This is a genomic window from Halomonas zincidurans B6, from assembly GCF_000731955.1.
Taxonomy (GTDB): domain Bacteria; phylum Pseudomonadota; class Gammaproteobacteria; order Pseudomonadales; family Halomonadaceae; genus Modicisalibacter; species Modicisalibacter zincidurans.
This window is the reverse complement of record NZ_JNCK01000001.1, coordinates 924,249-950,649: the sequence shown is the minus strand read 5'-3', so window position 1 is coordinate 950,649 and position 26,401 is coordinate 924,249. Positions and strand designations below refer to the sequence as shown.

23 protein-coding genes are annotated in these 26,401 nt (G+C 64.7%); 9 read left to right on the top strand and 14 right to left on the bottom strand.

Annotated elements, in window-relative coordinates; genetic code table 11:
- Positions 1 to 81: 81 nt before the first annotated feature.
- Complete coding sequence (locus HALZIN_RS0104470; protein ID WP_031383050.1) at positions 82 to 816, top strand: RNA methyltransferase; 735 nt, start codon at positions 82 to 84, stop codon at positions 814 to 816.
- Positions 817 to 957: 141 nt separating this feature from the next.
- Here HALZIN_RS0104470 and rpsA read toward each other — a convergent pair whose 3' ends face one another.
- The 7 genes from rpsA to HALZIN_RS0104435 all read right to left on the bottom strand — a co-directional run bounded on the left by rpsA (position 958) and on the right by HALZIN_RS0104435 (position 11,694).
- Positions 958 to 2,631, bottom strand: coding sequence for a 30S ribosomal protein S1 (rpsA, locus tag HALZIN_RS0104465; RefSeq protein ID WP_031383049.1), 1,674 nt, complete (start codon positions 2,629 to 2,631; stop codon positions 958 to 960).
- 204 nt (positions 2,632 to 2,835) lie between these two features.
- A complete protein-coding gene (cmk, locus tag HALZIN_RS0104460; protein WP_031383048.1) occupies positions 2,836 to 3,531 on the bottom strand; it encodes a (d)CMP kinase in 696 nt (231 codons plus the stop codon).
- Complete coding sequence (locus HALZIN_RS0104455; RefSeq protein WP_051907595.1) at positions 3,528 to 5,795, bottom strand: bifunctional prephenate dehydrogenase/3-phosphoshikimate 1-carboxyvinyltransferase; 2,268 nt, start codon at positions 5,793 to 5,795, stop codon at positions 3,528 to 3,530. The genes cmk and HALZIN_RS0104455 overlap by 4 nt, the downstream gene beginning before the upstream one ends.
- Before the next feature lie 45 nt (positions 5,796 to 5,840).
- Entirely contained in the window at positions 5,841 to 6,932 is a 1,092-nt protein-coding gene (gene pheA, locus HALZIN_RS0104450; protein WP_031383046.1) for a prephenate dehydratase, read from the bottom strand.
- 88 nt (positions 6,933 to 7,020) lie between these two features.
- A complete protein-coding gene (gene serC, locus HALZIN_RS0104445) occupies positions 7,021 to 8,103 on the bottom strand; it encodes a 3-phosphoserine/phosphohydroxythreonine transaminase (RefSeq protein ID WP_031383045.1) in 1,083 nt (360 codons plus the stop codon).
- Between the two features lie 156 nt (positions 8,104 to 8,259).
- Complete coding sequence (gene gyrA, locus HALZIN_RS0104440; RefSeq protein WP_031383044.1) at positions 8,260 to 11,046, bottom strand: DNA gyrase subunit A; 2,787 nt, start codon at positions 11,044 to 11,046, stop codon at positions 8,260 to 8,262.
- A 213-nt stretch (positions 11,047 to 11,259) separates the two neighbouring features.
- The gene (locus HALZIN_RS0104435; protein ID WP_031383043.1) at positions 11,260 to 11,694 is read right to left on the bottom strand and encodes an acyl-CoA thioesterase; all 435 of its coding nucleotides are present in this window, start codon (positions 11,692 to 11,694) and stop codon (positions 11,260 to 11,262) included.
- Between the two features lie 344 nt (positions 11,695 to 12,038).
- Between HALZIN_RS0104435 and HALZIN_RS0104430 the strand changes: the two genes are divergently transcribed.
- A complete protein-coding gene (locus HALZIN_RS0104430; RefSeq protein ID WP_031383042.1) occupies positions 12,039 to 12,968 on the top strand; it encodes a recombination-associated protein RdgC in 930 nt (309 codons plus the stop codon).
- A complete protein-coding gene (locus tag HALZIN_RS0104425; protein WP_031383041.1) occupies positions 12,965 to 14,128 on the top strand; it encodes a 1-acyl-sn-glycerol-3-phosphate acyltransferase in 1,164 nt (387 codons plus the stop codon). Before HALZIN_RS0104430 ends, HALZIN_RS0104425 begins: the two co-directional genes overlap by 4 nt.
- A 176-nt stretch (positions 14,129 to 14,304) precedes the next feature.
- Here the strand turns inward: HALZIN_RS0104425 and HALZIN_RS0104420 are convergent, their stop codons facing one another.
- Positions 14,305 to 15,783, bottom strand: a complete 1,479-nt coding sequence (locus tag HALZIN_RS0104420) for a TrkH family potassium uptake protein (protein ID WP_051907377.1) — start codon at positions 15,781 to 15,783, stop codon at positions 14,305 to 14,307.
- 132 nt (positions 15,784 to 15,915) lie between these two features.
- Entirely contained in the window at positions 15,916 to 16,257 is a 342-nt protein-coding gene (locus tag HALZIN_RS0104415) for a hypothetical protein (protein ID WP_051907376.1), read from the bottom strand.
- 289 nt (positions 16,258 to 16,546) lie between these two features.
- Here HALZIN_RS0104415 and HALZIN_RS0104410 point away from each other — a divergent pair, with 289 nt between their 5' ends.
- Positions 16,547 to 16,828, top strand: coding sequence for a hypothetical protein (locus HALZIN_RS0104410; RefSeq protein WP_031383038.1), 282 nt, complete (start codon positions 16,547 to 16,549; stop codon positions 16,826 to 16,828).
- Between the two features lie 48 nt (positions 16,829 to 16,876).
- Here the strand turns inward: HALZIN_RS0104410 and HALZIN_RS17360 are convergent, their stop codons facing one another.
- Positions 16,877 to 17,359 carry a pilin gene (locus HALZIN_RS17360; protein ID WP_031383037.1) on the bottom strand — a complete coding sequence of 161 codons (483 nt, stop codon included), beginning with the start codon at positions 17,357 to 17,359 and terminating at the stop codon, positions 16,877 to 16,879.
- A 373-nt stretch (positions 17,360 to 17,732) separates the two neighbouring features.
- Between HALZIN_RS17360 and pilB the strand changes: the two genes are divergently transcribed.
- From pilB to yacG, 5 genes are all read left to right on the top strand, one after another.
- Positions 17,733 to 19,535, top strand: a complete 1,803-nt coding sequence (pilB, locus tag HALZIN_RS0104395; protein WP_051907375.1) for a type IV-A pilus assembly ATPase PilB — start codon at positions 17,733 to 17,735, stop codon at positions 19,533 to 19,535.
- A 94-nt stretch (positions 19,536 to 19,629) separates the two neighbouring features.
- Complete coding sequence (locus tag HALZIN_RS0104390; RefSeq protein ID WP_035575153.1) at positions 19,630 to 20,898, top strand: type II secretion system F family protein; 1,269 nt, start codon at positions 19,630 to 19,632, stop codon at positions 20,896 to 20,898.
- A 201-nt stretch (positions 20,899 to 21,099) separates the two neighbouring features.
- Positions 21,100 to 21,966: a prepilin peptidase gene (locus tag HALZIN_RS0104385; protein ID WP_051907374.1), complete on the top strand. Its 867-nt coding sequence runs from the start codon at positions 21,100 to 21,102 to the stop codon at positions 21,964 to 21,966.
- Positions 21,967 to 22,006: 40 nt separating this feature from the next.
- The gene (coaE, locus tag HALZIN_RS0104380) at positions 22,007 to 22,648 is read left to right on the top strand and encodes a dephospho-CoA kinase (protein WP_236254959.1); all 642 of its coding nucleotides are present in this window, start codon (positions 22,007 to 22,009) and stop codon (positions 22,646 to 22,648) included.
- Positions 22,645 to 22,905 carry a DNA gyrase inhibitor YacG gene (yacG, locus tag HALZIN_RS0104375; RefSeq protein ID WP_051907373.1) on the top strand — a complete coding sequence of 87 codons (261 nt, stop codon included), beginning with the start codon at positions 22,645 to 22,647 and terminating at the stop codon, positions 22,903 to 22,905. The genes coaE and yacG overlap by 4 nt, the downstream gene beginning before the upstream one ends.
- A 63-nt stretch (positions 22,906 to 22,968) precedes the next feature.
- Here the strand turns inward: yacG and brnA are convergent, their stop codons facing one another.
- The 4 genes from brnA to prpC form a co-directional block, all read right to left on the bottom strand.
- Positions 22,969 to 23,247: a type II toxin-antitoxin system BrnA family antitoxin gene (brnA, locus tag HALZIN_RS0104370; protein WP_031383031.1), complete on the bottom strand. Its 279-nt coding sequence runs from the start codon at positions 23,245 to 23,247 to the stop codon at positions 22,969 to 22,971.
- Positions 23,237 to 23,500, bottom strand: a complete 264-nt coding sequence (locus HALZIN_RS0104365; protein WP_031383030.1) for a BrnT family toxin — start codon at positions 23,498 to 23,500, stop codon at positions 23,237 to 23,239. The genes brnA and HALZIN_RS0104365 overlap by 11 nt, the downstream gene beginning before the upstream one ends.
- A 156-nt stretch (positions 23,501 to 23,656) precedes the next feature.
- Complete coding sequence (gene prpD, locus HALZIN_RS0104360) at positions 23,657 to 25,141, bottom strand: 2-methylcitrate dehydratase (protein ID WP_031383029.1); 1,485 nt, start codon at positions 25,139 to 25,141, stop codon at positions 23,657 to 23,659.
- Positions 25,142 to 25,207: 66 nt separating this feature from the next.
- On the bottom strand, positions 25,208 to 26,335 hold the full coding sequence (prpC, locus tag HALZIN_RS0104355) for a bifunctional 2-methylcitrate synthase/citrate synthase (RefSeq protein WP_031383028.1): 1,128 nt from the start codon (positions 26,333 to 26,335) through the stop codon (positions 25,208 to 25,210).
- Positions 26,336 to 26,401: the final 66 nt, after the last annotated feature.

Here is a 26,401-nt window from a genome sequence, read left to right as displayed (position 1 = left end):
TCGGACAACCCCGACGCAGTGCACTCGTGCCGACCGAAGTCGTCGCGTAAACTGACGGAATTTCGCCACCAAGCGCCCAGCATGCTCGACAATATTCGCATCGTTCTCGTCCAGACCTTCCACCCCGGCAACATCGGTGCCAGCGCCCGCGCCATGAAGACCATGGGCCTCACCCGGCTCACGCTGGTCAATCCACGCTGCTTTCCCGATGCCGAAGCGACGCGGCGGGCCGCCGGTGCCAGCGACGTGGTCGAACAGGCTCGGGTCGTCACCAGCCTTGAAGCGGCGGTCAGCGATTGCGTGCAGGTAATCGGCGCCAGCGCGCGCCTGCGTAGCCTGCCCTTGCCGCACTTCGACGAACCCGACGAGATGGCTCGCACGCTGGTCGCCAATGCCGAACGGGGCCCGGTGGCGTTGGTCTTCGGTCGCGAGCGCTACGGCCTGACCAACGACGAAATCCGCCACTGCACCCACCAGGTCAGCATCCCCGCCAACCCCGACTATGGCGTGCTCAACCTGTCCCAGGCGGTCCAGGTGCTCGCCCATGAGGTCTATGGCGCCTGGCGGCGGGCCGATAACGCGGTGCCCACGGCCTCGCCGAGCCACGGTCCGCTGCCGACCCAGCAACAGCTCGGCTACTTCCACGAGCACCTGCAGCGCGTCATGGAGGGCTCGGGATTCATCAATCAGCCCCATGCACGGACGTCGGATCATCTGCACGCGCTGTTCGCCCGCGCCCAACCCAACCGCAAGGAACTTTCGCTGCTGCGCGGCCTGCTCAGCTCGCTGGAAGCGCATCTCGACCCGCCCTCCTGAACCGTGACAGCGTGAACGCCCTCGCTCCTACCCGCCGAGCGGCTTAGACGAGTGAGCGCCCAAAAAAAGCCGCGACCCGAAGGTCGCGGCTCTTATCTGGCCATCTGCGGCCATCTTGCGTCTTGCGAGACTAGTGGACGATCAGTCCTGACCCATCTGCTGCTTGATCAGGTCGCCAATGGTGGTCGGGCTGGACTCGCTTTCCTGCTCGCGCAGGCGGCCCATGTTGCGGCGCGTGTCCGCCTGGTCCTTGGCCTTGATCGACAGGCTGATGCCGCGGTTCTTGCGATCGACGCCGACGATGCGGGCCTCGACGCTGTCGCCTTCGCTCAGCACGTTACGCGCGTCTTCGACACGATCGGCGCTGATCTCGGAGGCCTTGAGGATACCGATGACATCGGTCGCCAGCTCGACGTGGGCTTCCTTGGCGTCGACTTCGACGACACGACCGGTAACCATCGAGCCCTTGTCGTTGACCGCCAGGAACTCGGAAACCGGGTCGGTCTCGAGCTGCTTGATGCCCAACGAGATGCGCTCGCGCTCGGGGTCGATCGACAGGATGACGGCTTCGGCTTCGTCACCCTTCTTGAACTGGCGCACCGCCTCTTCGCCGGTCTCGGACCAGGAAATGTCGGACAGGTGAACCAGACCGTCAATGCCGCCTTCCAGACCGATGAAGATACCGAAATCGGTAATCGACTTGATGGTCCCGGCAACCCGATCGCCCTTGTTGTAACGGGCGTTGAAGTCTTCCCACGGGTTGGTGGTGCACTGCTTGATGCCCAGCGAGATACGCCGACGCTCTTCGTCGATGTCCAGCACCATGACCTGAACGTCGTCACCGACCTGCACGACCTTGGACGGATGGATGTTCTTGTTGGTCCAGTCCATTTCGGAGACGTGAACCAGACCCTCGACACCCTCTTCCAGCTCGGCGAAGCAGCCGTAGTCGGTGAGGTTGGTGACGCGCGCGTCGACCTTGGTGCCTTCCGGGTAACGCGCCTTGATGTTGACCCAGGGATCTTCGCCCAACTGCTTGAGGCCCAGCGACACGCGGTTGCGCTCGCGATCGAACTTCAGCACCTTGACGTTGATCTCGTCGCCGACACCGACGATCTCGGACGGATGCTTGATGCGCTTCCAGGCCATGTCGGTGATGTGCAGCAGACCATCGACGCCGCCCAGGTCGACGAACGCGCCATAATCGGTGAGGTTCTTGACGATACCCTGGATCTGCTGGCCTTCCTGCAGGGTCGCCAGCAACGCTTCACGCTCGGCGCTGTTCTCGGCTTCGAGCACGGCACGGCGGGAAACGACCACGTTGTTGCGCTTGGGATCGAGCTTGATGACCTTGAAGTCGAGCTCTTTGTTCTCGAGGTGCGTGGTGTCGCGCACCGGGCGCACGTCGACCAGCGAACCCGGCAGGAAGGCGCGGATGGAGGCCACGTCGACCGTGAAACCGCCCTTGACCTTGCCGTTGATCACGCCCTTGACGATCTCGTCCTTCTCGAAGGCGGCTTCCAGCTCTTTCCAGGCTTCGGCACGCTTGGCCTTCTCGCGGGACAGACGCGTCTCACCGAACCCGTCTTCGACGGCTTCGAGTGCAACCTTGACTTCGTCGCCAATGCCGATGGTCAGTTCGCCGTTATCGTTACGGAACTGCGCCACGGGGATCTGGCCTTCGGATTTCAGGCCGGCATTGACGGTAATCCAGTCACCTTCGATGTCCACCACGGTGGCCATGACGATGGCACCGGGTTCCATGTTGATGTCCTGGAGGGACTGTTCGAACAGTTCAGCAAAGCTTTCGCTCATGAGCATCCTACGTGATCAACGGTAATGGCGGTTGTCGCCTTCTCCACACCACCAGCGAGTGCGGGCCTACTTTACAAATCCCCGGGGATGTTGGCGCTGGTTCGACCTGATCCGGCTCTCAGTCGCATGGGGTCAGGTTGCCGGAGCACGTCATTACATCTTGCCGGGGGCACCCGGAAGCGTCGTCGCATCGGGGACTTCACTTCAGATCGAGGCGATCAGACTTCGATCCTCAAGCAGCCTCTGAATGTGATCCACCACATCCGGTATCGACAGCTCGGTGGTATCCAGCTCAATGGCATCGTCGGCCGGCTTGAGCGGAGCCACGGCACGCTGCATGTCGCGCGCATCGCGAGCCTGAATCTCTTTTAAAAGACTCGGTAGACTAGCATCCACGCCCGCTTCCTGCAACTGGAGGAGGCGGCGGCGGGCACGCTCCTCGGCGGAGGCGGTGAGAAATATCTTCAGCGCCGCGCCGGGAAACACCACGGTGCCCATGTCGCGGCCGTCGGCGACCAGCCCGGGCGGCTTCTGAAAGTCGCGCTGGCGGGCCAGCAACGCCTGGCGAACCGCCGCCAGTGCCGCAACCCGGGAGGCGCATTCGCCCATCGCCTCGGTACGGATCGCCGCGCTGACGTCCTCGCCCTCGAGCACCACCCGCGCCGCGCCGTCCTCGGCGAGAAAGGCGACATCCAGCGACCCGGCCAAGCGCGCCACCGCCGGCTCGTCGTCGAGGGCGATGCCGTGCTTGAGCGCCGCCTGGGCGGTGAGTCGGTAGAGCGCGCCGGAATCCAGCAGATGCCAGCCCAGGCGTTCGGCGATCAGCCGGCTGACCGTGCCCTTGCCAGCCCCGCCGGGGCCGTCGATGGCGAGCACCGCGGCGCAAGCGTCCTGGCTCATGCACCCTCCTCGGCCCGCTCTTCGAGCGCCAATCCAACCTTGCGTGCCAGCTCGATGAAGCCCGGGAACGAGGTCGCCACGTTGGCGCAGTCATCGATCACGATCGCCTCGCGGGCGCGCAGCGCGGCGACGCTGAACGCCATGGCGATGCGATGATCGCCGAGGCTGTCGATGCGCCCGCCGCCATAGCTGGGGCCGTCATCGCCCTGACCGTCCAGACGACCGACGATGTCGATGCCGTCGGCGTAGAGGGTGACCTCGACGCCCAGCGCGGCCAGGCCGTCGGCCATCGCCTGCAGTCGGTCGGACTCCTTGACCCGCAGCTCCTCGGCGCCGCGCAGCCGCGTGGTGCCCTCGGCGCTGGCCGCGGCAACGAACAGCGCCGGGAACTCGTCGATCGCCAGCGGCACCTGATCGGCGGGAATCTCGATGCCCTTGAGCGGCGTGTAGCGCACGCGGATGTCGGCCACCGGCTCGCCGCCCACCTCATGCTGGTTGGAAAGCACGAGATCGGCGCCCATCGCCTTGAGAATGTTGATCACGCCGATCCGCGTGGGATTGACGCCAACATGCTCGAGCGTCAGATCCGAGCCCGGGGTGATCGCCGCGGCGACCAGGAAGAACGTCGCCGAGGAGATGTCCGAGGGTACGTCGATCGGCCCGGCGGTCAGCGTGCCGCCGCCGTTGAGCCAGGCGAGATCGCCGTCGCGGGAAACCGGATAACCGAAACCATTGAGCATGCGCTCGGTATGATCGCGGGTCGGCGCCGGCTCGCGCACCCGGGTTTCGCCGTCGGCGTACATCCCGGCCAGCAGCAGGCAGGATTTCACCTGGGCGCTGGCCATCGGCATGGCGTAATCGATGCCCTTGAGCGCCTGGCCGCCCTTGATCTTGAGCGGCGGCCGACCGCCCTCGGCGGTCTCGATCACCGCGCCCATCGCACGCAGCGGATCGGCCACGCGGCCCATCGGCCGCCTGGTCAGCGAGACGTCGCCGGTCAACTCGGTATCGAAGGCCTGACCCGCCAGCAGCCCGGCGAACAGCCGCATGGCGGTGCCGGCGTTGCCCACGTAGAGCGGGCCGACCGGCGCCTTGAGGCCATGCATGCCGACCCCATGGATGGTCACGCGACCCTGGTGCGGCCCCTCGATCGCCACGCCCATCTCGCGGAACGCCTGCAGCGTGGCCAGGCTGTCCTCGCCCTCGAGAAAGCCCTGCACCTGGGTCACGCCTTCGGCCAGCGCACCGAGCATGATCGAACGGTGCGAGATCGACTTGTCGCCGGGCACGCGGATCGTGCCGCGAACGCTACCGCCGGGCTGCACGCGGTAGCGGATGTTGCGTTGTTCCATCGTCTGATATCTCGTCTTGTTCAAAAGGGTGTCGAAATACTGCCGAGCATGGCTGGCACGGTCCAGCGTCGCCAGCATGGCATCGCCGTCGCCACGCTCGACCGCGCTGCGCAGCCGCGCCACGCCGGCCTCGAAATCGTCGAGCGCGGCGAGCACCGCGTCGCGATTGGCGGTGAACACGTCGCGCCACATCACCGGGTCGCTGCCGGCGATCCGGGTGAAGTCGCGAAAACCGCCCGCAGCGTAGCGGAAGATCTCGAGCCGCTCGTCCTGGCGCGCCAGGGTGTCGACCAGCGAGAAGGCCAGCAGGTGCGGCAGGTGGCTGGTCCGCGCCAGCACCTGATCGTGACGCTCGACGGCCATCTCCAGCACCTCGGCGCCGCACGCCGCCCACAGCGCGCGCACCCGCGCCACCGCCTGCGGGTCGTTGTCGGGCTCGGGAGTGAGGATCACCTTGTGACCGCGATAGAGCGTCGGGTTGGATGCCGCCACGCCGCTCTTCTCGGAACCGGCGATCGGATGGCCGAGCACGAAGCGCGCCGGCAGCGCGCCGAATACCGCCTCGGCGGCGGTGCGAATCGCCAGCTTGGTGCTGCCCACGTCGGTGACCACCTGATCGTCGAGCAGCGGACGCAACGCTTCCATCACGCCTTGCATGGCCATCACCGGCACCGCCAGCACGATCAGGCTGCTGGCCTCGACCCACGGCGTTAGCTCGCTGCCGCCGTCGTCGATCACACCCATGGCGATGCCGCGGGCGATTTCGTCGGGATCGCGATCGCAGGCGACGATCTCGCCGCGATAGCCGCCGGCCTTTAGCGCCGCGGCCAGCGAGCCGCCGATCAGGCCCAGGCCGACGATCAGGATCCGCGATTCGGCGACTTGCCGCGCGCCGTCGTGGCTTCGCTCCAGCGTGTCGTGGCTGCGTTTCGCCACCGCATGGCTGCGTTTCACCACCTAAAGCACCCCCTGCGGGTAGGAGCCCAGCACCTTCATCTCGGCGGCGCGCAGGCGCACCTCGTCGAGCAGCGCGGCGACCTCGGGCTGGTCGACGTGGCCCTTGAAGTCGATGAAGAACACGTAGTTCCACACCCCGCTGCGCGACGGCCGGGTCTCGAGGCGGGTCATGTCGATCTGATGTCGGTGGAACGGTTCGAGCAGGTCGTGCAGCGCGCCCGGCTGGTTACGCATCGCCACCACCAGCGAGGTCTTGTCGGTGCCGCACATCGGCACGTCCTGATGGCCGATGATCAGAAAGCGCGTCGAGTTGTCGGGACGATCCTCGATCTTCTCGGCGACCCGCTCCAGTTCATAGAGCTTGGCCGCCATGTCGCCGGCGATCGCCGCGCTGTGCCATTCGCTCTTGACCAGCCGCGCGGCCTCGGCGTTCGACGACACCGGCACGCGCTCGGCCTGTGGATAATGGGCGTCGAGCCACTTGCGGCACTGGGCGAAGGATTGCGGATGGGAGTAGATGCGCGAGATCTTGTCCTGCCGGGTAGTGCCGGCGATCAGCAGGTGATGGTGGATGCGCAGCACGACCTCGCCACAGATGTGCAGCGACGAATCCATGAACGAGTCCAGAGTGTGGTTGACCACCCCCTCGGTGGAGTTCTCGACCGGCACCACGCCGTAGTTGACCGCACCCGCCTCGACCTCGCGGAAGACCTCGTCGATCGCCGCCATCGGCAGGCTCACGGCACTCTCGCCGAAATGCTTGAGCGCGGCCTGCTGGGTAAAGGTGCCCTCGGGGCCCAGGTAGGCGACCTTGACCGGCTGCTCCAGCGCCAGGCAGGCGGACATGATCTCGCGAAACAACCGGGCCATCTCCTCGGCGTCCAGCGGGCCGGGGTTGAGCGCCATGATGCGTCTAAGCACCTGGGCCTCGCGCTCGGGACGGTAGAACACCGCCTGAGGGTCGTCGGCGGTCTTGACCTGGGCGACGCGTTGCGCGCACCGGGCGCGCTCGCTGATCAACTCAAGGATCCGGGTATCGATCTCGTCGATGCGCTCGCGCAGGGCATCGAGATTGACAGGGGTGTCGCTCATCAGTAGTCCTCGGTCGAGACAGCACTGGAAGCCAACGTTCCGCTTCTGGTTTTACTTCCAGCTTACCGCTTCAAGCTTACGGCTGGGTTCAGCCGTGACGTTGTTCGAAATCGCCCATGAACGCCACCAGCGCCTCGACCGCCTGCTGGCCGACGGCGTTGTAGAGGCTGGCGCGCATGCCGCCGACGCTGCGATGGCCCCTCAAGTTGAGCAGCCCCGCCGCCTCGGCCTCGCCGAGGAAGGTGTCGTTGAGCGCCTCGTCGGCGAGCACGAACGGCACGTTCATGAGCGAACGGTTGGCCGGGGCGATCGGGTTGCTGTAGAAGTCGCTGGTCTCGATGGCATCATACAGCGTGGCGGCCTTGCGTCGGTTGATCGCCGCCATCGCCTCGAGGCCGCCGATGTCGTCCTTGAGCCACTCGAAGACCAGCCCGGCCAGGTACCAGGCGTAGGTCGGCGGCGTATTGATCATCGAAGCGTTGTCGGCGTAGACCTTCCAGTCCAGCAGCGAGGGCGTCTGCGGCAGCGCGCGCCCGAGCAGGTCGTCGCGGACGATCACCAGGGTCAGCCCGGCCGGGCCGATGTTCTTCTGCGCGCCGGCGTAGATCACGCCGAATCGCGAGACGTCGAGCGGCGCCGAGAGAATCGACGAGGACATGTCGCAGACCAGCGGCACCGCCACGTCGGGGACGTAATCGTAGGCCAGGCCGCCGATGGTTTCGTTGTGACAATAATGCAAATAAGCCGCGTCCGCGGACAGCGCGATCCGGTCGCTGGCCGGCACGTCGACATACCCCCCCGCCCGGCTGCTGGCGGCGAGGTGCGAGCCGGCCAGGTGGTCGGCTTCCTTGATCGCCTTGCCCGACCAGATGCCGGTGTCGAGATAGTTGGGCGTTCCGCCGCCGCCCAGCAGATTGAGCGGCACACAGGCAAACTGCATCGTCGCCCCGCCCTGCATGAACAGCACCCGATAGTTGTCGGGGATCCGCAGCAAGGTGCGCAGATTGGCCTCGGCGGCCTCGGCGATGGCCGTGAACTCGGGGCTGCGGTGACTCATCTCCATGACCGACAGGCCACGGCCCCGGTAGTCGAGCAGCTCTTCGCGGGCCCGCTCGAGTACCGGGGTGGGCAACGCGGCCGGCCCGGCACAGAAGTTGTAGCGGCGTGTCATCGGCGTCGTCTCTCGCAACTTATTCTGCTGAAGTGCTCTCGCTGAAGTGCTATTCGCTGAAAAGCTGATGCGCTGTTACAACGGCCGCACTAACCATGGCAAGCTATGCCAAGCGACCGCCGATAAACGGCGATCGCGGATGAACCAGGCCCGGCCTCACTGTGGCTCTTCCGGTCCCGGCTCGTCGCTAGCGTCGCCGAGATCGTCGGTGTCGGCAGCGCCGTCATCCTCGGCTAGCGCCTGGCTGTCAGCGCCTTCACCGGGTGCAATCTCGCTCTCGATCGCCGCCTCGACCTGCTCCTCGCTGGGCTCGTCGACGCGCACGGTCTTGACCAGCGATTCGCCCTCGCCCAGGCGGATCAGCATCACCCCCTGGGTGTTGCGCGAGGTCGCCGAGACCTCCTCGACACGGGTGCGCACCAAGGTGCCGCGATCGGTGATCAGCATCATCTCGTCGCAGGCGTGCACCTGGATCGCCGACACCAGCTCACCGTTGCGCGCGCTGGTCTGCATGGCGATCACGCCCTGGCCGCCGCGTCCGCGCAGCGGGAAGGCTTCCAGCCGCGTGCGCTTGCCGTAGCCGCGCTGCGAGGCGGTCAGAATGTAGATCTGCTCGTCGGCGGTGTCGACGGCACCGACCTCCACCTCGACGGCCTCACCCTGCATGGCCTCGTCAGCGCCGTCGTCGTCGGCCGAGTCGCTGTCATCGATCTGCGTCGAGCGCGGGATGATCAGGCTGATCACCTCGGCATCGCCCTGCAGGCGCATGCCGCGCACGCCGCGTGCGGTGCGGCCCATGGCGCGGACGTTGCCTTCCTCGAAGCGGATCGCCTTGCCGTTGGACGACAGCAGCATGACGTGGTCTTCGCCGTTGGTCACCGCGGCGCCGACCAGACGATCGCCCTCGTCGAGGTCGATGGCGATCAGCCCCACGCTACGCGGCCGCGAGAACTGGTCGAGCGTGGTGCGCTTGACGGTGCCGTTGGCGGTGGCGAAGAAGATGTAGCTGTCCTCGCGATACTCGCGCACCGGCAGCATGGCGTTGATCGATTCGTCGCCGTCCAGCGGCAGCAGATTGACCAGTGGCTTGCCCCTCGAGCCGCGACTGGCCGCGGGTATCTCGTAGACCTTGAGCCAGTAGACCTTGCCCTTGTTGGAGAACAGCAGCACGGTGTCGTGGGTCGAGGCCACCAGCAGATGCTCGATGACATCCTCGTCCTTCATGCTGGTCGCCGACTTGCCGCGTCCGCCGCGGCGCTGGGCCTGGTAGTCGGTGATCGGCTGGGTCTTGGCATAGCCCGAGCGCGAGATGGTGACCACCATGTCCTCTTCGTTGATCAGATCGGCGATGGTCAAGTCGAGGCGACTGGTCTGGATGACCGTCTTGCGGGCATCGCCGTACTGATCGCGCACCGCGATCAGTTCCTCGCGGATCACCTCGAGCAGGCGATCGGCGGAGGCCAGGATCGCGCTGAGTTCGGCGATCTTCTCGAGAATGCCCAGGTACTCGTTGAGCAGCTTCTCAGTCTCGAGCCCGGTCAGGCGATGCAGGCGCAACTCGAGGATCGCCTGGGCCTGAGCCGGCGACAGCCGGTATTCGCGCTGATCGCCGGAAAGCCCCAGGCCTTCCTCGAGGCCTTCCGGCTTGCACGACACCGCCCCGGCGCGCTCGAGCATGCTGGTCACCTGGCCCGGTTGCCAGGCCTTGTCGAGCAGCTTCTCCTTGGCTTCGGCGGCGCTCGGCGAAGCCTTGATCAGCTCGATCACCTCGTCGATGTTGGAGATCGCCACCGCCAGGCCTTCGAGGATGTGGCCACGCTCGCGGGCCTTCTTGAGCTCGAACAGCGTGCGCCGGGTCACCACCTCGCGGCGGTGGCGGACGAACGCCTCGAGTATCTGCTTGAGGTTGAGCGTCTTGGGCTGGCCATCTTCCAGCGCCACCATGTTGATGCCGAACACGGTCTCGAGCTGGGTATGGGCGAACAGGTTGTTGACCACCACCTCGCCGGACTCGCCGCGCTTGACCTCGATCACCACGCGCAGACCGTCCTTGTCGGACTCGTCGCGCAGCTCGGCGATGCCCTCGATGCGCTTGTCCTTGACCAGCTCGGCGATTTTCTCGATCAGCCGCGCCTTGTTGACCTGATACGGCAGCTCGGTGATGACGATATGATCGCGCCCGCTCTTCTCGTGGTGCTCCACGGTGTACTGGGCGCGCACGTAGATGCGCCCGCGGCCGGTGCGATAGGCGTCGAGGATGCCGGCCTTGCCGTTGATGATCCCGGCGGTGGGAAAATCGGGCCCCGGGATGTATTCCATCAGATCGTCGATGGTCAGCGTGTAATCGTCGATCAGCGCCAGGCAGCCGTTGATCACCTCGACCATGTTGTGCGGCGGAATGTTGGTCGCCATGCCCACCGCGATGCCCGAGCCGCCGTTGACCAGCAGGTTGGGCACCCGCGTCGGCAGCACGTCGGGAATGCGCTCGGTGCCGTCGTAGTTGTCGACCCAGTCGACGGTGTCCTTCTCGAGATCGGCCAGCAGTTCATGGGAAAGCCGCGCCATGCGCACCTCGGTGTAACGCATCGCCGCCGCGCTGTCGCCGTCGATCGAGCCGAAGTTGCCCTGGCCGTCGACCAGCACGTAGCGCATCGAGAAGTCCTGGGCCATGCGCACGATGGTGTCGTAGACCGCGCTGTCGCCATGCGGGTGATACTTACCGATCACATCGCCGACCACACGGGCGGACTTCTTGTAGGGCTTGTTCCAGTCGTTGCCGAGTTCGTGCATGGCATACAACACCCGACGGTGAACGGGCTTGAGCCCATCGCGCACGTCCGGCAGCGCGCGGCCGATGATCACGCTCATCGCGTAATCGAGATACGACTGCTTGAGCTCGTCCTCGATATTGACTGGCAGAATCTCTCTGGCGATGTCACCCATGTGTCGTCGAATCCTTTGCACTGCGACTGATAAGCGCTGGCATAACAGCAAGCGATTAACCTTCGCTCTCGCCCGGCCGGCACCGAGGAGGCGACGAGGCGAAGGCTGTGCGCCCCGCGGGGCGACACGATCGGACGATTATACCATTGCGCGGCCCATTAAGGCAGCGCCGGGGACGCCGCCTCGTTGAGACTGCAGGTCACGCGCCTCGGTCTAGTGAGCGGTATTCGCCTCGCCGAGCACATAGGGGCGCAGGGTATCGCGCACCTCGCCGTCGATCGGCAGGCTCTTGCCGGTGTTGGTATCCAGCAGCACGAAGGTGAAGTCGGCATCGGCGATCCGCTTGCCGTCGTCGACCCGGTTGATCTCCTGGTGGATCACGGCGCTGCGATGGTTGAGACTGGCCAGCGAGGTCAGTACCTCCAGCTCGTCGTGGATCACCGCGGCACGGCGATAATTGATGTTGAGATTGACGGCGACCGCGGCCAGGCCCTGATTGAACAGCGCCGCCAGATCGAACTGCTGCTCGAAATAGGCCCAGCGCCCCTCCTCGAGAAATTCCAGATAGCGGGCGTTGTTGACGTGGGCATAGCCGTCGAGATGAAAGCCGCGCACGCGCAGCGTGGAACGGGCGATTCGTGGGTCCATGGCGAGCGATCCTTGGCATGAGGAAAAACTGCATAAATGTCTGCGCGGGCGAATCGCTGCGTTGTGCGGTGCGCGGAATCCTCACATATAACCCATATGCTCCGGTTCCTGTGCTCCGTACGCCTTGCGCTTCACTCCGCTCGCCTATTTATTCAGCGTTTCCTGAGATAAGAGAATGGCGATGAGCTTGGGGCCGTCTCGATTCTAACCAGCCCCCGGCTGGCTATCAAACGAGAGTTTTAAACTGATCTTGAGCAAATGGACGAGCCAACGAAGTGGCTCGAGCTATGGCACCCGGCGGGACGATTGGCCATAATGTGCCCCTTTTGCAACGGAACGACACCATGTGGTTCAAGCACTTGCACCTCTATCGCGTGCATGACGCCCCGCCGCTGACCAGCGACGAGATGACGACTGCGCTCGACGCCCAGGCTTTTCGCCCGCTGGGTGGCAGCGAAGCCCGGCGGTTGGGCTGGAGCGCCCCGGCGGGACGCGCCGGCGTGCAGTTGCAGCACGAGCTTCACGGCCACCGCCTGCTGTCGGCGTTGCGTCAGGAGCGTCTGCTGCCGGCCTCGGTGGTCCGCGAGGAAGTCGACTCCCGCGCCGCCGAGCAGGAAGCCCACGAGGGCCGGCCGCTGCGTCGCCAGGAAAAGCAGGCGCTCAAGGAACAGGTCTATGAAGAGTTCCTGCCCCGCGCCTTCGTGCGCACCCAGCGCTTCGATCTGTGGTGGGACACCCAGCGCCAGTTGATCGGCGTCAATGCCTCGAGCCGTGCGCGCGCCGAGGACATTCTCGATCTGCTGCGCCAGACATTGGGCAGCCTCAAGGTCACGCCGCTGGCGACCAGGACGACGCCGACCCGCGCGATGACCGAATGGCTGACCCAGCCCGACAATCGCCCCGCCGCCCTCGAACTCGGCGACCAGGTCGAGCTCAAGGCCACCAGCGGCGACGAAAGCGTACTGCGCGGCCGCCAGGTCGATCTTGACGGCGAAGAGATCCAGACCGTCCTCGCCGCCGGCCGTCAGGCCACGCGACTGGCGCTGACCATCGACGAAGCGGTATCGCTGGTGCTTCACGACGACCTGGCGATCAAGTCGCTGCGCTTCGCCGACGCCGTGCTCGACGAAGCCGCCCAGGTCGAGGACGACGACGACCCGACGCTGCGCCTGGAAGCCGATTTCGCGCTGATGACCCAGGTACTCAGCAACGCCATCGAACAACTCATCGACTGGCTGGGTGGCGAAGCCAACCCCGCCGCGCCGACGCCATGACTCAACAGCCTTCAGCGGATAATTTCGACAGCATCCGGCCTTATTACGACGCGGAAGTGCCCGAAGTGCTCGACCGCCTCGCCCACGACCGCGAGTTCCTCGACGCCATCACCCGCTATCGTCTGCCGCGGCTGTCGCGTCATGCGCCCTGGCTGGCCCGCGCGCTGGCCGGCTACAAGCTGCAGCGGCAGATGCGCGGCGTGACAAGCGTGCGCGACTTCCAGAACAGCATCGCCTATTACATGCGCCGGATGCTCGCCACCAGCACCGACGCCTTCGAGGTCGAGGGCCTTGAAAAGCTCGATCCCCAGCGCGGCTACCTGTTCATCGGCAATCACCGCGACATCGCCCTCGACCCGGCCTTCGTCAACTATGCGCTGTACCAGGCCGGGCGCGACACGGTGCGCATCGCGATCGGCGACAACCTGCTGCAGAAGCCGTTCGTCACCGACCTGATGCGGCTCAACAAGAGCTTCATCGTGCCGCGCAGCGCCAAGGGCAAGCGCGCCATGCTGGCCGCCTACCAGGCGCTGTCCGGCTACATTCGCCATTCGATCACCCAGGACAACCATCCGGTGTGGATGGCCCAGCGCGAAGGCCGCGCCAAGGACGGCATTGACCGCGCCGACCCGGCGATCATCAAGATGCTGACCATGGCCCACCGTCAGCACGACAAGAGCGCCAGCCTCGGCGACGCGATCCGCGAGCTGCGCATGGTGCCGGTGTCGATCAGCTACGAATACGATCCCTGCGATACCCAGAAGGCTCGCGAGCTGCACGCCGTGCACACCCAGGGCCGCTATGAGAAGGTCGAGTTCGAGGACATCCGCTCGATCGTCGCCGGCATCACCGGCGCCAAGGGCCGCATCCGGTTGAGCTTCGGCGAGCCGCTCAGCGCCGACTTCGAGACCCCAGAGCAGGTCGCCGCCGAGATCGACCGTCAGGTACTCGGCAACTACCACACCTTTCCCAGCCATCAGCTGGCGCTGGAGGCCACCGGCCAGGCCCCCGAGCTGCTCGACTTGAGCGAAGTCACCGAGGCCGACCGCACGCGCTTTGCCGCGCGCCTGGCGGGCGTACCCGAGGAGTTGCGCGACTGGTGGCTGGCGCAATACGCCAACCCGATTCTCAATCGCGCCGGGCGGATCAGCGAGGAATAGCTACGGGCTGGGAATCGCGTGAGCGAGGGTTTGGTGGGAGGGACTTTAGTCCCGATGGTTGCAGCCACTTCGATCGGGAATAAATTCCCTCCCACGAAACTAACCCAGGTGGCAGGGGCCTGGTGGGAGGGACTTCAGTCCCGATGATGGTTACTCCGAGTTCGCCTCCCTACCACTCATTTCCGCCAGAACATCGGCGTCAGCAGCACTAACACCGTCAAGATCTCCAGCCGGCCCATCAGCATGCCCACGCTGAGCAGCCACTTGGCGGCATCGGGCAGGCTCGAGAAGTTGCCGGCCGGGCCGATCACGTCGCCCAGCCCCGGACCGACGTTGGCCACCGCAGTGGCCGCGCCGGACAGCGCGGTGACCAGATCGAGCCCCAGCGCCGCCAGCGCCAGCGCCAATGCCGCCACGGTCAGAAAGAAGAAGAACGAAAACGCCACCACCCCGCGCACGATCTCGTCGCTGAGCAGGCTGGCGTTGTAGCGCTGGGCGAACACCCCGTTGCCGTGAATCAGAAAGCGCAGCTGGTTGCGCAGCATCAGCAGCGCGATCTGGAAACGGAATATCTTCATCCCGCCGCTGGTCGACCCGCTGCAGCCGCCGACGAAGGTCAGATAGAAGAACGCCACGATCGCCAGCCCACCCCAGAGGGTGTAATCGTCCGCGGCGTAACCGGTGGTGGTGACCACCGAGATCACGTTGAAGGCCACCTGGGTCAGCGCCTCGAAGGCCGGCGTGCCGCTCATGACGCGATAGGTCGTCAGCATGACGATCGCCAGCGCCAGCAACATCAGCATGCCGCGCACCTGCTGGTCGCACCACAATGCCGAAGGCGCGCCGCGCATGCTGCGGATATACAGCACGAACGGCAGCGCACCGCTGAGCATGAACAACGACCCCAGCCACAGCAGCAGCGGCTTCTCGGCATAAGCGCCGAACGAGGCATCGGAGTTGGCAAAGCCGCCGGTGGACAGCGAGGTCATGCCCAGCACCACCGCATCCAGCGGCAGCATGCCCGCCAGCCAGTAGCTGATGACCGCCAGCCCGGTCAGGCCCACGTACACCGTCATGGTCGCCTTGGCGATGCCGCCGGTGCGCGGCATCACCTTGTCCGACCAGTCCGAGGATTCGGTGTGGAACAGCCGCATGCCGCCGACCTTGAGAAACGGCAGGATGGCGATCGCCATGACGATGATGCCGACACCGCCCAGCCACTGCATCATGCCGCGCCATAGCTTGAGCCCGTCGGACAGCCGCTCGATGCCCACCAGCACCGTCGAACCGGTGGTGGTGATCGCCGAGACCGACTCGAAGACCGCATCGGCGAGCGACAGTTGCGGCGCGCCGAGAATCAACGGCAGACTGGCGAAGCCACTGACCGTCACCCAGCTCAGCGTGGTCAGCACGAACATCTGACGCGGCCTGAGCTCGATCTCGACACGCCAGGTCAACAGCAGCGCGACCGCCACCGCGCCCATCACGATCGCCAGCGACAGTGCGAAGGCCCGCGCATCGCCATCGCGCTCGGCAATCAGCACCAGCCACGGCACCACCATGAAGGCGGCCAGTACCAGCCAGAGCATGGCCAGCACCTTGAGCACCGGCGCCCAGCGCGCTGACACCAGGCGCGGCACTGCAATCGAAGCCATTGAAATCGTTCCCTTGCGTTTTCGGCCTTGCGTTACCGACCTTGGTATCCGGCAACGGGCCGCAACTATAGCGCAATTTCTCCTGTTCGCGGGCCGGCGGTCGGACTAGCTTCAGTGCTCTTCGGACTGGCTTCAATGCTCTTCATGCTGGTTTTCACAATAGCGCAGCTCGATCTGCGCCTTGTCGACCTGCTGCTGATAACGCATCAGTCGCCGGTCGGCCAGCTTGCTGCGCGCCGCCTCGGGCAGCTTGGCGATATCCAGCGTGCCGCTTTCGATCAGCGCCTCGATCAGATCCTCGAGCACGCGGATGAATTGCTGGTCGGATTCGTGCCACTGCATCTGAGCGCCGCCCTCCTCGACCAGGAACGCACGCCAGTCCTTGGCATCGGCGGCCAGGTACTCGGTGCAGTCCGGCGACAGGTGCCGGCTGACCAGTTCAATCTCACCCTTGGCATTTCGCTTGACGAACATGGCTATCCTCTAGGTATCCGGCTCGTTGACCGAGGCCTGCATGTGGCCTTATGAAAAGTGTAAGCCAGTCCGCGCAGCCGGGTAACAAAAACTTACAGTAAGCTTGGCACGGCTTTTTCTGCCGACAAGGTAGTTCTACCGACAAATGAGGCGCGTTCGCCGAGAATGCTCGCCCTATCATCACCCCACGACCGAGAGCGCTGACGCGCGCGGTGCGGCCATGCTATCGTTCGCGGCATGCTGTTTCAGCCAGTCACATCGCAGTCATCAAACGGTGGAGAGGCAGACCATGGCCAGCTCGGAAATGCAGAAAGCGCGCGTGATCAACGAACTGCGCGCCTTTATCAAGAAGCTGTTGCAGGACCCGCAGATACTCGAACAGTCGTTGACCGTCGCCCGCAAGCACTTGGGGCAAGGCAACGACCGCGAAGTGATGACGCGTATCGCCAACGAGATTTCTGACACCACCAGCGTGCATATTTCCGACGATCCGGCGGAATTTTCCGAAGCCGATCGGCTGTATCTGGAGTTATTGAAGGAAGTGGTGGGGGAAGAGCAGGCGCTGTATTAAATAAAAAAAGAGACCAAGTTGCTTGGTCTCTTTTTACTTCTCTTTATTTTAGCTACTTGCGACTCGACAGTTTGCCGGCAAATATTTGTTGTCAATTGGTTTAGCAGCACCTGGCTCGCAACTCCAAGTTACTGAACCTTCGTTGCCTGTACCTGTAAATTGCAAAGTGCTGTTATTCGCAATGCCACCTGTCTCATTGACAGTTACAGTAATAATCCCCTCATCACTTTCTCCTTTGGCATAGGAAACAGACTTAACTACTTCCGTTTTCAAATCATTCTTTTTTAAGTCGATGCCCGCCTCATCAGCGGTAGCGGGCATGACACCTTGAGAGATATAATATTCAGAAATAGCTGTTTTAGCTGCAGCAGCAAAGTTTAAAGCTTCGGTCACCCTCGCCCTTGTCGTATAGTCTTGATACTTAGGGATCGCGATCGCCGCGAGAATCCCCACAATCGCCACCACGATCATCAGCTCAATCAGGGTAAAACCGCCCTGACGGCGCGCCGCCTGAAATTTTTCCTGGTTCATTCTTGGTGCTCCCCTTCGAAGCCTTTCCTGCTTTTACTTGAACGTTCCCCGAGTACCGCCATGTCTGTATACCAGTCACGTCATCGGGACGCTATCACATGGGTCATGCAGATGCATGAGGCGGTCGTTTCAACGCTAGCTATCGGCTGAAAGCCTGTTTGCTTGAGCCTATCGGCCACGTATCCGCCCGTGTTGCCCAGCATACGCGCCGCCCGAAAAGGCCAAGGCTCGAATAGCGCCGGCTTTCGCGGGTTATTGCGCGTCAAACGCCGGTTTGAGGTAAGGTAGAACCATCAGGCGGCCCATACCGCCGCTCGCTTTTTCCTGCTTCTTTCTGCCGAGCGCACGCTCCAACGAGGCCGACGATCCAGCCATGTCCTCCTACCAGCCTTCTCACGCAACCGGCCCAGAGGCCGGCGATCATTCACCGCTGGCAAGGGTCTCGCAGAATGCCGCCGGCGACGGGCTGCGCGGCCTGTCGCGGCGGCTGCTCGCCGAGGGGCTGGTCGACGCGGCGACGCTTCATCAGGCCGAGCAGCAGGCCAGCCGCCAGGAAACCTCGCTGTTAAAGCACGTCATCGACAGCGGCCTGGTGACGGCCCGCGAAGCGACTCAGGCGGCGGCCCACGAATACGGCCTGCCGATCGTCGATCTCGACGCGCTGCGCAAGGAGATATTGCCGCCGCACCGCGACATGCCCGACCAGGTGCTGCGTCGCCACGGCATCCTGCCGCTGATTCGCGTCGGCCACCGGCTGACGGTGGCGGTGCCCTACCCGTCGTCGCTGGCGACGCTCGACGAGTTGCAGTTCGCCACCGGGCTATCGGTCGAGGGCGTGCTGGCGTCGATCGACCAGCTCGAGCCGGCGGTGGAGCGCTACCTGGCCCAGGCCGACGCCGACAACATGCTCGAGGCGCTCGACGAGGAGGAAGGCCTCGACGGGCTGGAGTACGGCAGCGTCGGCTCCGAGCAGGACGCAGAGGACGAAGGCCCCAATATCAGCGCCTCGAGCGACGACGCGCCGGTGGTCAAGTACGTCAACAAGATCCTGCTCGACGCGATTCGCCGCGGCGCCTCGGACATCCACTTCGAGCCCTACGAGACCAGCTACCGGATTCGCCTGCGCATCGACGGCATTCTGCTCGAGATCGCCCGGCCGCCGTTCAACATGCGCACGCGCATCGCCGCGCGCCTCAAGGTGATGGCGCGGCTGGACATTTCCGAGCGCCGCCTGCCGCAGGACGGCGCGATCAAGCTCAAGCTCTCCAGGAGCCGTTCGATCGACTTCCGCGTCAACTCGCTGCCCACCGTCTACGGCGAGAAGATCGTGCTGCGTATCCTCGATTCGGCCTCGGCCAAGCTGGGGATCGACGCGCTGGGCTTCACGCCGACCCAGAAGGCGATCTACGAGACGGCCCTCGGCCAGCCGCAGGGCATGATCCTGGTCACCGGCCCCACCGGCAGCGGCAAGACGGTGACGCTGTACACCGGGCTCAACATCCTCAATACCGACGAGCGCAACATCGCCACCGCCGAAGACCCGGTGGAGATCAAGATGCCGGGCATCAACCAGGTCAACGTGCTGCCCAAGATCGGCCTGGACTTCGCCGCGGCGCTGCGCGCCTTCCTGCGCCAGGACCCCGACGTGGTGATGGTCGGCGAGATCCGCGACCTGGAAACCGCCGAGATCGCCGTCAAGGCCTCGCAGACCGGCCACCTGGTGCTCTCCACGCTGCACACCAATTCGGCGGCGGAAACCCTGGCCCGGCTACGCAACATGGGCATCGCGCCGTTCAACATCGCAAGCTCGGTGTCGCTGATCATCGCCCAGCGGCTGGTCCGCAAGCTGTGCAGCCACTGCAAGAAGCCCGCCGACATCCCCCGCCAGGCGCTGCACGAGGAAGGCTTCAGCGACGACGAACTGACCGGCGCGACGATCTATCAGTCGGTGGGCTGCAATCAATGCACGCTGGGCTATCAGGGCCGGCTGGGCATCTACGAAGTGGTGCCGATTCGCGCCAGGATCGGCCGGCTGATCATGCAGGAAGCCAACGCCATGGACATCGACGAGGCCGCTCGCCGGGAGGGCTACCCCGACCTGCGTCGCAGCGGCCTGCAGAAGGTTCTCGAAGGCCTGACCAGCCTCGAGGAGGTCAACCGCGTCACCAAGGACTGAAGCGCCCCCGCAGAGGGCGCCTATCAAGACCGCGCCGGCGCGGTCGATAAACCAATAAACGCACGGGCGCCGGCATCGGCGCAGGGAACCGACAATGGCTACTACGCAAAGCACCGCCGCCAGGCGTCCGCAGTCCCGCAAGGCGCGCGACGGCCGCGAAAAGACCCAGCTCTACCGCTGGCGCTGGAAGGGCAAGAACAGCCGCGGCCAGGTGGTCGACGGCGAGATCGTCGCGGCCATCCGCGGCGAGGTCGAACGCGAGCTCGCCAAGCAGGGCGTGATCGTCTCGAGCATCCGCAAGAAGAGCAGCCTGTTCGGCGGCGGCGGGCGCATCAAGGCCCGCGACGTGATGCTGTTCTCGCGCCAGATGGCGACCATGATCCGCGCCGGCGTGCCGGTGCTGCAGGCCTTCAACGTGGTCACCGAGAGCCTCAAGAACCCGGCGATGCGCAACCTGGTGCAGAAGCTCGCCGACGAGGTGGCCGCCGGCTCGAGTTTCTCCGACGCGCTACGCCAGCACCCGCGCCACTTCGACCGGCTGTTCGTCAACATGGTCGACGCCGGCGAGCAGTCCGGCGCGCTGGATCGCATGCTCGAACGGGTGGCGAGCTACAAGGAAAAGGTCGAATCGCTCAAGTCGCGGGTACGCAAGGCGCTGTACTACCCGGTTGCGGTGCTCGCGGTGGGCGTCGGCGTCACCGCGCTGCTGCTGGTCAAGGTGGTGCCCCAGTTCGAAAGCCTGTTCGCCGGCTTCGGCGCCGAACTGCCGGCGATGACGCGCATGACCATCACGCTTTCGGAATTCGCCCAGGCCTATTGGCTGCCCGGGCTGGCGGTCGTCGCCGCGGCGATCGTCGCTCTCGTCCAGGGCACCAGGCGCTCGCCGGCGTTCGCCTATCGGGTTCACAAGCTCGCGCTCAAGCTGCCGGTGATCGGCGACATCCTCGACAAGTCGGCGGTGGCGCGCTATTCGCGCACCCTGTCGACCACCTTCTCGGCCGGCGTGCCGCTGGTCGAGTCGCTGGAGACCGCCTCCGGGGCGACCGGCAACTACGTCTACGAGCGCGCCATCCTGCGCATTCGCGACGACGTCTCCAACGGCCAGCAACTGCACTTCGCGATGCGCACCGGCAACCTGTTCCCGACGCTGGCGGTGCAGATGGTCAGCATCGGCGAGGAAGCCGGCTCGATGGACACCATGCTCAACAAGGTCGCCGACTTCTACGAGGAAGAGGTCGACAACAAGGTCGACGCCCTGACCTCGCTGCTCGAGCCGTTCATCATCGTGGTATTGGGGGTGCTGGTCGGTGGACTGGTGGTGTCGATGTATTTGCCGATCTTCGAGTTGGGCAACGCCATTTGATCAGGTGCTACTGCGCTCGACGATACGGCGTTGACATTCACCTCGGCATGCTCATTTAGCGCTGCTAAACTCCGCGGCCTCGGTGAATGTCGCCTTGTCTCGCCTTCGCTCGTGACACACCTCAACCTCAGCCATGTCAGCAATGCACGGCTATGGTACCGTCTGGCGCCGATGCCTGCCGACGATTAGAAGGAGTCTCCCTTGCCGGCCGATTTCCCGCCTTTGCTGTTATGGCCGCTGGTCGCGATCCTCGGGCTATGCCTGGGCTCGTTCGTCAACGTGGTGATCGCCCGGCTGCCGCCGATGCTGATGCGCCAGTGGCACGTGGAGGCCCGCGCGGCGCTTCAGATGGACGTCGACCCGGAAGTCGCCGAACTGCCGAAGGTCAATCTGGCCACGCCGGGCTCTCACTGCCCCAACTGCGCCGCGAACATCGCCTGGCACGACAACATTCCGCTGCTCGGCTATCTCAAGCGCCGCGGGCGCTGCGCCCACTGCAGCCAGCCGATCAGCGCCCGCTATCCGCTGATCGAGCTGGCCGGCGGCGTGCTGGCGGTGGCGGTGGTCGCCCTGCATGGCGCCACGCTGGCCAGCCTGGCGCTGATCGGCGCCTGCCTGACCCTGCTCGCGCTGGCGGTGATCGACCTGCGCACCCAGCTATTGCCGGACGTACTGACCCTGCCGCTGCTCTGGGCCGGGCTTTTATACCAGCTATTTTTCCAGCCCTGGCAGTTGCCCAGCGCGGTGATCGGCGCCGTCGCCGGCTACTCGGTGCTGTGGGCCTTCTACTGGCTGTTCAAACTGATCACCGGCAAGGAGGGCATGGGCTACGGCGACTTCAAGCTGCTCGCCGCGCTGGGCGCCTGGCTGGGCTGGCCGCTGCTGCCGCTGCTGTTGATCCTGTCCGCCGGGGTCGGCGCGGTGATCGGCTCGATCGTGCAACTGACGATTCCCCGGCTGCGCGGCATGCCGCTGCCCTTCGGCCCCTTCCTGGCGTTGGCCGGCTGGATCGCGCTGCTGTATGGGGCGCCACTGATGGCGGCCTATCGCTCATTGTTACTAAGCTGATCGGGGCGCGTCGTTCTTTTGCAGTCATGAGGAGTAGTTTGTGAGCCGCCCCCTGACCATCGGCGTGACCGGCGGTATCGCCGCCGGCAAGAGCGCCGTCGCCCGGGCCTTCGCCGCCCACGGCGTGCCCTGGGTCGATGCCGACGACGTGGCTCGCGAGATCGTCGCGCCCGGCGAGCCGGCGCTGGCCGAGATCGCCGCGCATTTCGGCGAGCAGGTGCTCGACGCCGACGGCCGCCTCGACCGGCGCCGGCTGCGCGCCATCGTCTTCGCCGAGCCCGCCGAACGCGCCTGGCTGGAATCGGTGACCCATCCGCGGGTCCGCGAGCGCCTGCTGGCGCACCTCGAGCGCATGCGCGCAAGCGGCGCGCCCTATCACCTGCTGGTCTCGCCGCTGCTGTTCGAGTCGGGCCAGCATCGGCTGGTCGACCGCAGCCTGGTGATCGACGTGCCCGAGGCGCTGCAACTGGCTCGCACCACCGCGCGCGATGGCGTCGACGAGGCCCAGGCCCGCGCCATCGTCGTCGCCCAGATGCCCCGCGACGAGCGCCTGGCCAGGGCCGACGACGTGATCGACAATGGCGGCGATCTCGACGCGCTCGCCGCTCAGGTCGCGCGGCTCGACGCCCATTACCGCCAACTCGCCGCTACATTCACCCGCCCATCCGGTGATTCAACATGACTCAGGATTCAAACAACGACGCCTCTCACGACACGGCGAACGACCGCCCGCTGCAAGTCGCCTGCCCGCAATGCCGCAAGAGTGTGGAATGGACCAGCGACAACCCCTACCGGCCGTTCTGCTCCAAGCGCTGCCGGCTGATCGATCTCGGCGCCTGGGCCGACGAATCGCACCGCATCGTCGGCGAACCGGCAATGGATGAAGCCGACTTGGATGCGCTGATCGACAAGCTGGAGCGCGGCGGCGATAACCGCTGAGCCGTTTGCAGATTCTCAAATCACCAGAATCGCCAACGAGTTCGCCCCCAAGCGGGACGCAATCTAACGCTCGGTAGTGTGCGCCGCCTGCGGCGCACCATTGAGTGGCTTGTTAGCAGATTCTGCTTGAAGGCGCTCCACCAGCCACACCTTGATGATCGATTGGCGGGTAACGCCAATGCGAGCGGCCTCACGATCCAGCGACTCCACGACCCACGCCGGAAAATCGACGTTAATTCGCTTTTGTTCCTGGTTAACGCGGCGAGCCGAGGACAGATCCAGGTCGGTAACAATATCTTCCTGGTCTTCCTCGAATTTTTTATCGAAGTCTTTAGCTTTCATAGAGCTCAACCTCCTTCCGGCGGGAACGCCTGACTGAAATCAGACGAATACGGCCTTGCCTGTATGTGACGACAGCCGACCAGTGCTTTTCAGCAATCTTGCCGATCAGCAAGAACCTTGGCTCATCATCTGAGTTTGCACGGATTTCCAGCAAGCATGGGTCCGTCCAAAGCGTTTGAGCAGCCTCGAAATCAATACCGTGCTTTTCCAGGTTGGCTTGGCTTTTGGCTTCGTCGAATTCAAACCCATCCATGAGTACAAAGTATTCCCTTTTTACTCATCTCACAAGGAGGCGTAGAGCAACTGCTAACAGACTCACGGCCCCGAGCGGTGGAGCGCGGAGGGAGGAGCTTGTTCCCAATAGGGCTTGGCAGAACACACCGAGGGGGAATCGCCCCCTCGGTTGCGATCAGATCACGAACAGATCCATGAACGCATCGACGGCGGTGCTTTCGAGTCGCGCCTGGTCCTTGCAGAGCTCAAAGATCCGCTCGCTGCGCGCGGCCGGGAAGCGCGTCGCCAGGTTGGCCTTGAACTTGGCCTCGAGCAGCGGGATGCCCTCCTCGCGGCGGCGACGATGGCCGACCGGATAGTCGATGGCGATCCGCTCGGTCTTGCTGCCGTCGGTGAAGAACACCTGGATGGCGTTGGCGATCGAGCGCTTGTCGGCCTCCAGGTATTCGCGGCTATAGCGTTCGTCCTCCTCGATTACCATCTTGGCGCGCAGCTCGTCGATGATCGGATGATCGCGGTGGAAACTATCCTCGTAATGCTCGGCGACCAGGTTGCCGAACGCCAGCGGTACCGCGGTCATGTACTGCAGGCAATGATCGCGGTCGGCCGGGTTGGCCAGTTCACCGACCTTGGAGATGATGCGGATCGCCGACTCGTGGGTGGTGATGACGATCTTGTCGATCTCGCCGAGACGGTCCTTGACCTGCGGATGCAACCGCACCGCCGCCTCGCAGGCGGTCTGCGAGTGGAACTCGGCGGGAAAGGAGATCTTGAACAGCACGTTCTCCATCACATAGCTGCCGTACTCCTGCGACACCTTGAAGCGCCGCTGATCCTCGGGCTTGACCTGCTGGTCCTTGTTGGTCTTGGCAAACAGCACGTCGTAGAAGCCCCATTGCGGCGCGCTGAGCACCCCCGGAATGCCCATCTCGCCGCGCATGGCGATATCCGCCAGGCGCACCGCCCGCGAGGTAGCGTCCCCCGCCGCCCAGGATTTTCGCGAGCCGGCGTTGGGCGCATGGCGATAGGTGCGCAGCGACTGGCCGTCGACGAAGGCGTGCGACAGCGCCGCGAGCAGCTGCTCGCGATCGGCGCCCATCAGCTTGGCGACTACCGCGGTCGAGGCGACCTTGACCAGTACCACATGATCGAGCCCGACGCGGTTGAAGGAATTTTCCAGCGCCAGCACGCCCTGGATCTCGTGGGCCATGATCATCGCTTCGAGCACGTCGCGCATGGTCAGCGGCGCCGCGCCGCGCGCCGCGCGCTGCTGCGAGAGGTGATCGGCGACGGCGAGGATCGCGCCCAGGTTATCCGAGGGATGGCCCCACTCGGCGGCCAGCCAGGTGTCGTTGTAGTCCAGCCAGCGGATGATCGCGCCGATGTCCCAGGCCGCCTTGACCGGATCGAGGCGCAGTTGGGTACCCGGCACCCGCGCGCCGTGCGGCACCACGGTGCCTTCCACCAGCGGTCCGAGGTGCTTGGTGCACTCGGGAAAGCGCAGCGCCAGCAGACCGCAACCCAGGGTATCCATCAGGCAGTTGCGGGCGGTATCCAGGGCTTCCTGGCTGTCGATGCGATAACCGAGCACATAATCGGCGATCTTTTGTAGTTCGGCGTCGTAATCGGGACGCTGATTCTGTTCGACGTTGGCGCTCATGGCGTTTCCTTGAAGTTGTTGCTTATACCGGGCTCGAAGCTCGTAGCTCGTAGCTCGTAGCCAATATTATTGACGCTGCTCGATCGGCACCCATTGCTGCTTTTCCGGCCCGGTGTAATCCGCATTGGGGCGGATGATGCGGTTGTTCTCGCGCTGTTCGAAGACGTGGGCGCACCAGCCGGTCAGTCGCGAGCAGACGAAGATCGGCGTGAACAGCTTGGTGGGGATGCCCATGAAGTGATAGGCGCTGGCGTGGAAGAAATCGGCGTTGCAAAACAGCTTTTTCTCGCGCCACATCACGGCCTCGACGCGCTCCGAAACCGGGTAGAGGCGCGTATCGCCGACATCCTCGGAGAGCTTCCTGGACCACTGCTTGATGATCGCGTTGCGCGGATCGGACTCGCGATAGATGGCATGGCCGAAGCCCATGATCTTGTCGCGGCGCTTGAGCATGGCGAGGATCTCGCGCTCGGCCTCGTCGGGGCTCTGCCAGTCTTCGATCATGTCCATCGCCGCCTCGTTGGCGCCGCCGTGCAGCGGCCCGCGCAGCGAGCCGATCGCGCCGGTCACGCAGCTATGGATGTCCGACAGCGTCGAGGCGCAGACCCGCGCGGTGAACGTCGAGGCGTTGAATTCGTGCTCGGCGTAGAGGATCAGCGAGACGTTCATGACCCGCGCATGCAGCTCGGAGGCCGGCTTGCCATGCAGCAGGTGCAGGAAGTGGCCGCCCACCGACTCGTCGTCGGTCTGGGTATCGATCCGCACGCCATCGTGGGAATAGCGGTACCAGTAGTTGATGATCGACGGAAACGCCGCGAGCATGCGATCGGACTGGTCCTGCTGCTCGTCGAAGTGCTGCTCGGTCTCGAGGTTGCCGAGCATCGAGGCGCCGGTGCGCATCACGTCCATCGGATGGGCGCCGGCGGGGATCTGCTCGAGCACCGCCTTGAGCGCATCGGGCAGGCCACGCAGGGTCTTGAGCCTGGCGACGTAGGCATCGAGCTCGGCCTGGGTCGGCAGCTTGCCCTTGAGCAGCAGGTGGGCGACTTCCTCGAAGCGCGCATGCTCGGCCAGGTCGTGTATGTCGTAACCGCGATAGGTCAGGCCCGAGCCTTCCTTGCCGACGGTGCATAGCGCGGTGCTACCGGCGCTCTGGCCGCGCAGGCCGGTGCTGCTGGGCGTCTTCTCTGCCATGACGTGTCTCCTTGTTTTAAATCGTCTGCCCTGGCTCGGCTATTTCCGACCGAACCAGTACCCCGC

Coding starts and splice junctions, on each gene's coding strand:
- HALZIN_RS0104435 (WP_031383043.1), bottom strand. CDS start 11,694: ATGGACCCACGAATCGCCCGTTCCACGCTGCGCGTGCGCGGCTTTCAT.
- HALZIN_RS17360 (WP_031383037.1), bottom strand. CDS start 17,359: ATGAACCAGGAAAAATTTCAGGCGGCGCGCCGTCAGGGCGGTTTTACC.
- HALZIN_RS0104390 (WP_035575153.1), top strand. CDS start 19,630: ATGGCTACTACGCAAAGCACCGCCGCCAGGCGTCCGCAGTCCCGCAAG.
- pheA (WP_031383046.1), bottom strand. CDS start 6,932: ATGAGCGACACCCCTGTCAATCTCGATGCCCTGCGCGAGCGCATCGAC.
- HALZIN_RS0104470 (WP_031383050.1), top strand. CDS start 82: ATGCTCGACAATATTCGCATCGTTCTCGTCCAGACCTTCCACCCCGGC.
- HALZIN_RS0104420 (WP_051907377.1), bottom strand. CDS start 15,783: ATGGCTTCGATTGCAGTGCCGCGCCTGGTGTCAGCGCGCTGGGCGCCG.
- brnA (WP_031383031.1), bottom strand. CDS start 23,247: ATGAAAGCTAAAGACTTCGATAAAAAATTCGAGGAAGACCAGGAAGAT.
- gyrA (WP_031383044.1), bottom strand. CDS start 11,046: ATGGGTGACATCGCCAGAGAGATTCTGCCAGTCAATATCGAGGACGAG.
- rpsA (WP_031383049.1), bottom strand. CDS start 2,631: ATGAGCGAAAGCTTTGCTGAACTGTTCGAACAGTCCCTCCAGGACATC.
- HALZIN_RS0104425 (WP_031383041.1), top strand. CDS start 12,965: ATGACTCAACAGCCTTCAGCGGATAATTTCGACAGCATCCGGCCTTAT.
- HALZIN_RS0104410 (WP_031383038.1), top strand. CDS start 16,547: ATGGCCAGCTCGGAAATGCAGAAAGCGCGCGTGATCAACGAACTGCGC.
- yacG (WP_051907373.1), top strand. CDS start 22,645: ATGACTCAGGATTCAAACAACGACGCCTCTCACGACACGGCGAACGAC.
- HALZIN_RS0104415 (WP_051907376.1), bottom strand. CDS start 16,257: ATGTTCGTCAAGCGAAATGCCAAGGGTGAGATTGAACTGGTCAGCCGG.
- prpD (WP_031383029.1), bottom strand. CDS start 25,141: ATGAGCGCCAACGTCGAACAGAATCAGCGTCCCGATTACGACGCCGAA.
- serC (WP_031383045.1), bottom strand. CDS start 8,103: ATGACACGCCGCTACAACTTCTGTGCCGGGCCGGCCGCGTTGCCCACC.
- cmk (WP_031383048.1), bottom strand. CDS start 3,531: ATGAGCCAGGACGCTTGCGCCGCGGTGCTCGCCATCGACGGCCCCGGC.
- HALZIN_RS0104430 (WP_031383042.1), top strand. CDS start 12,039: ATGTGGTTCAAGCACTTGCACCTCTATCGCGTGCATGACGCCCCGCCG.
- pilB (WP_051907375.1), top strand. CDS start 17,733: ATGTCCTCCTACCAGCCTTCTCACGCAACCGGCCCAGAGGCCGGCGAT.
- HALZIN_RS0104365 (WP_031383030.1), bottom strand. CDS start 23,500: ATGGATGGGTTTGAATTCGACGAAGCCAAAAGCCAAGCCAACCTGGAA.
- prpC (WP_031383028.1), bottom strand. CDS start 26,335: ATGGCAGAGAAGACGCCCAGCAGCACCGGCCTGCGCGGCCAGAGCGCC.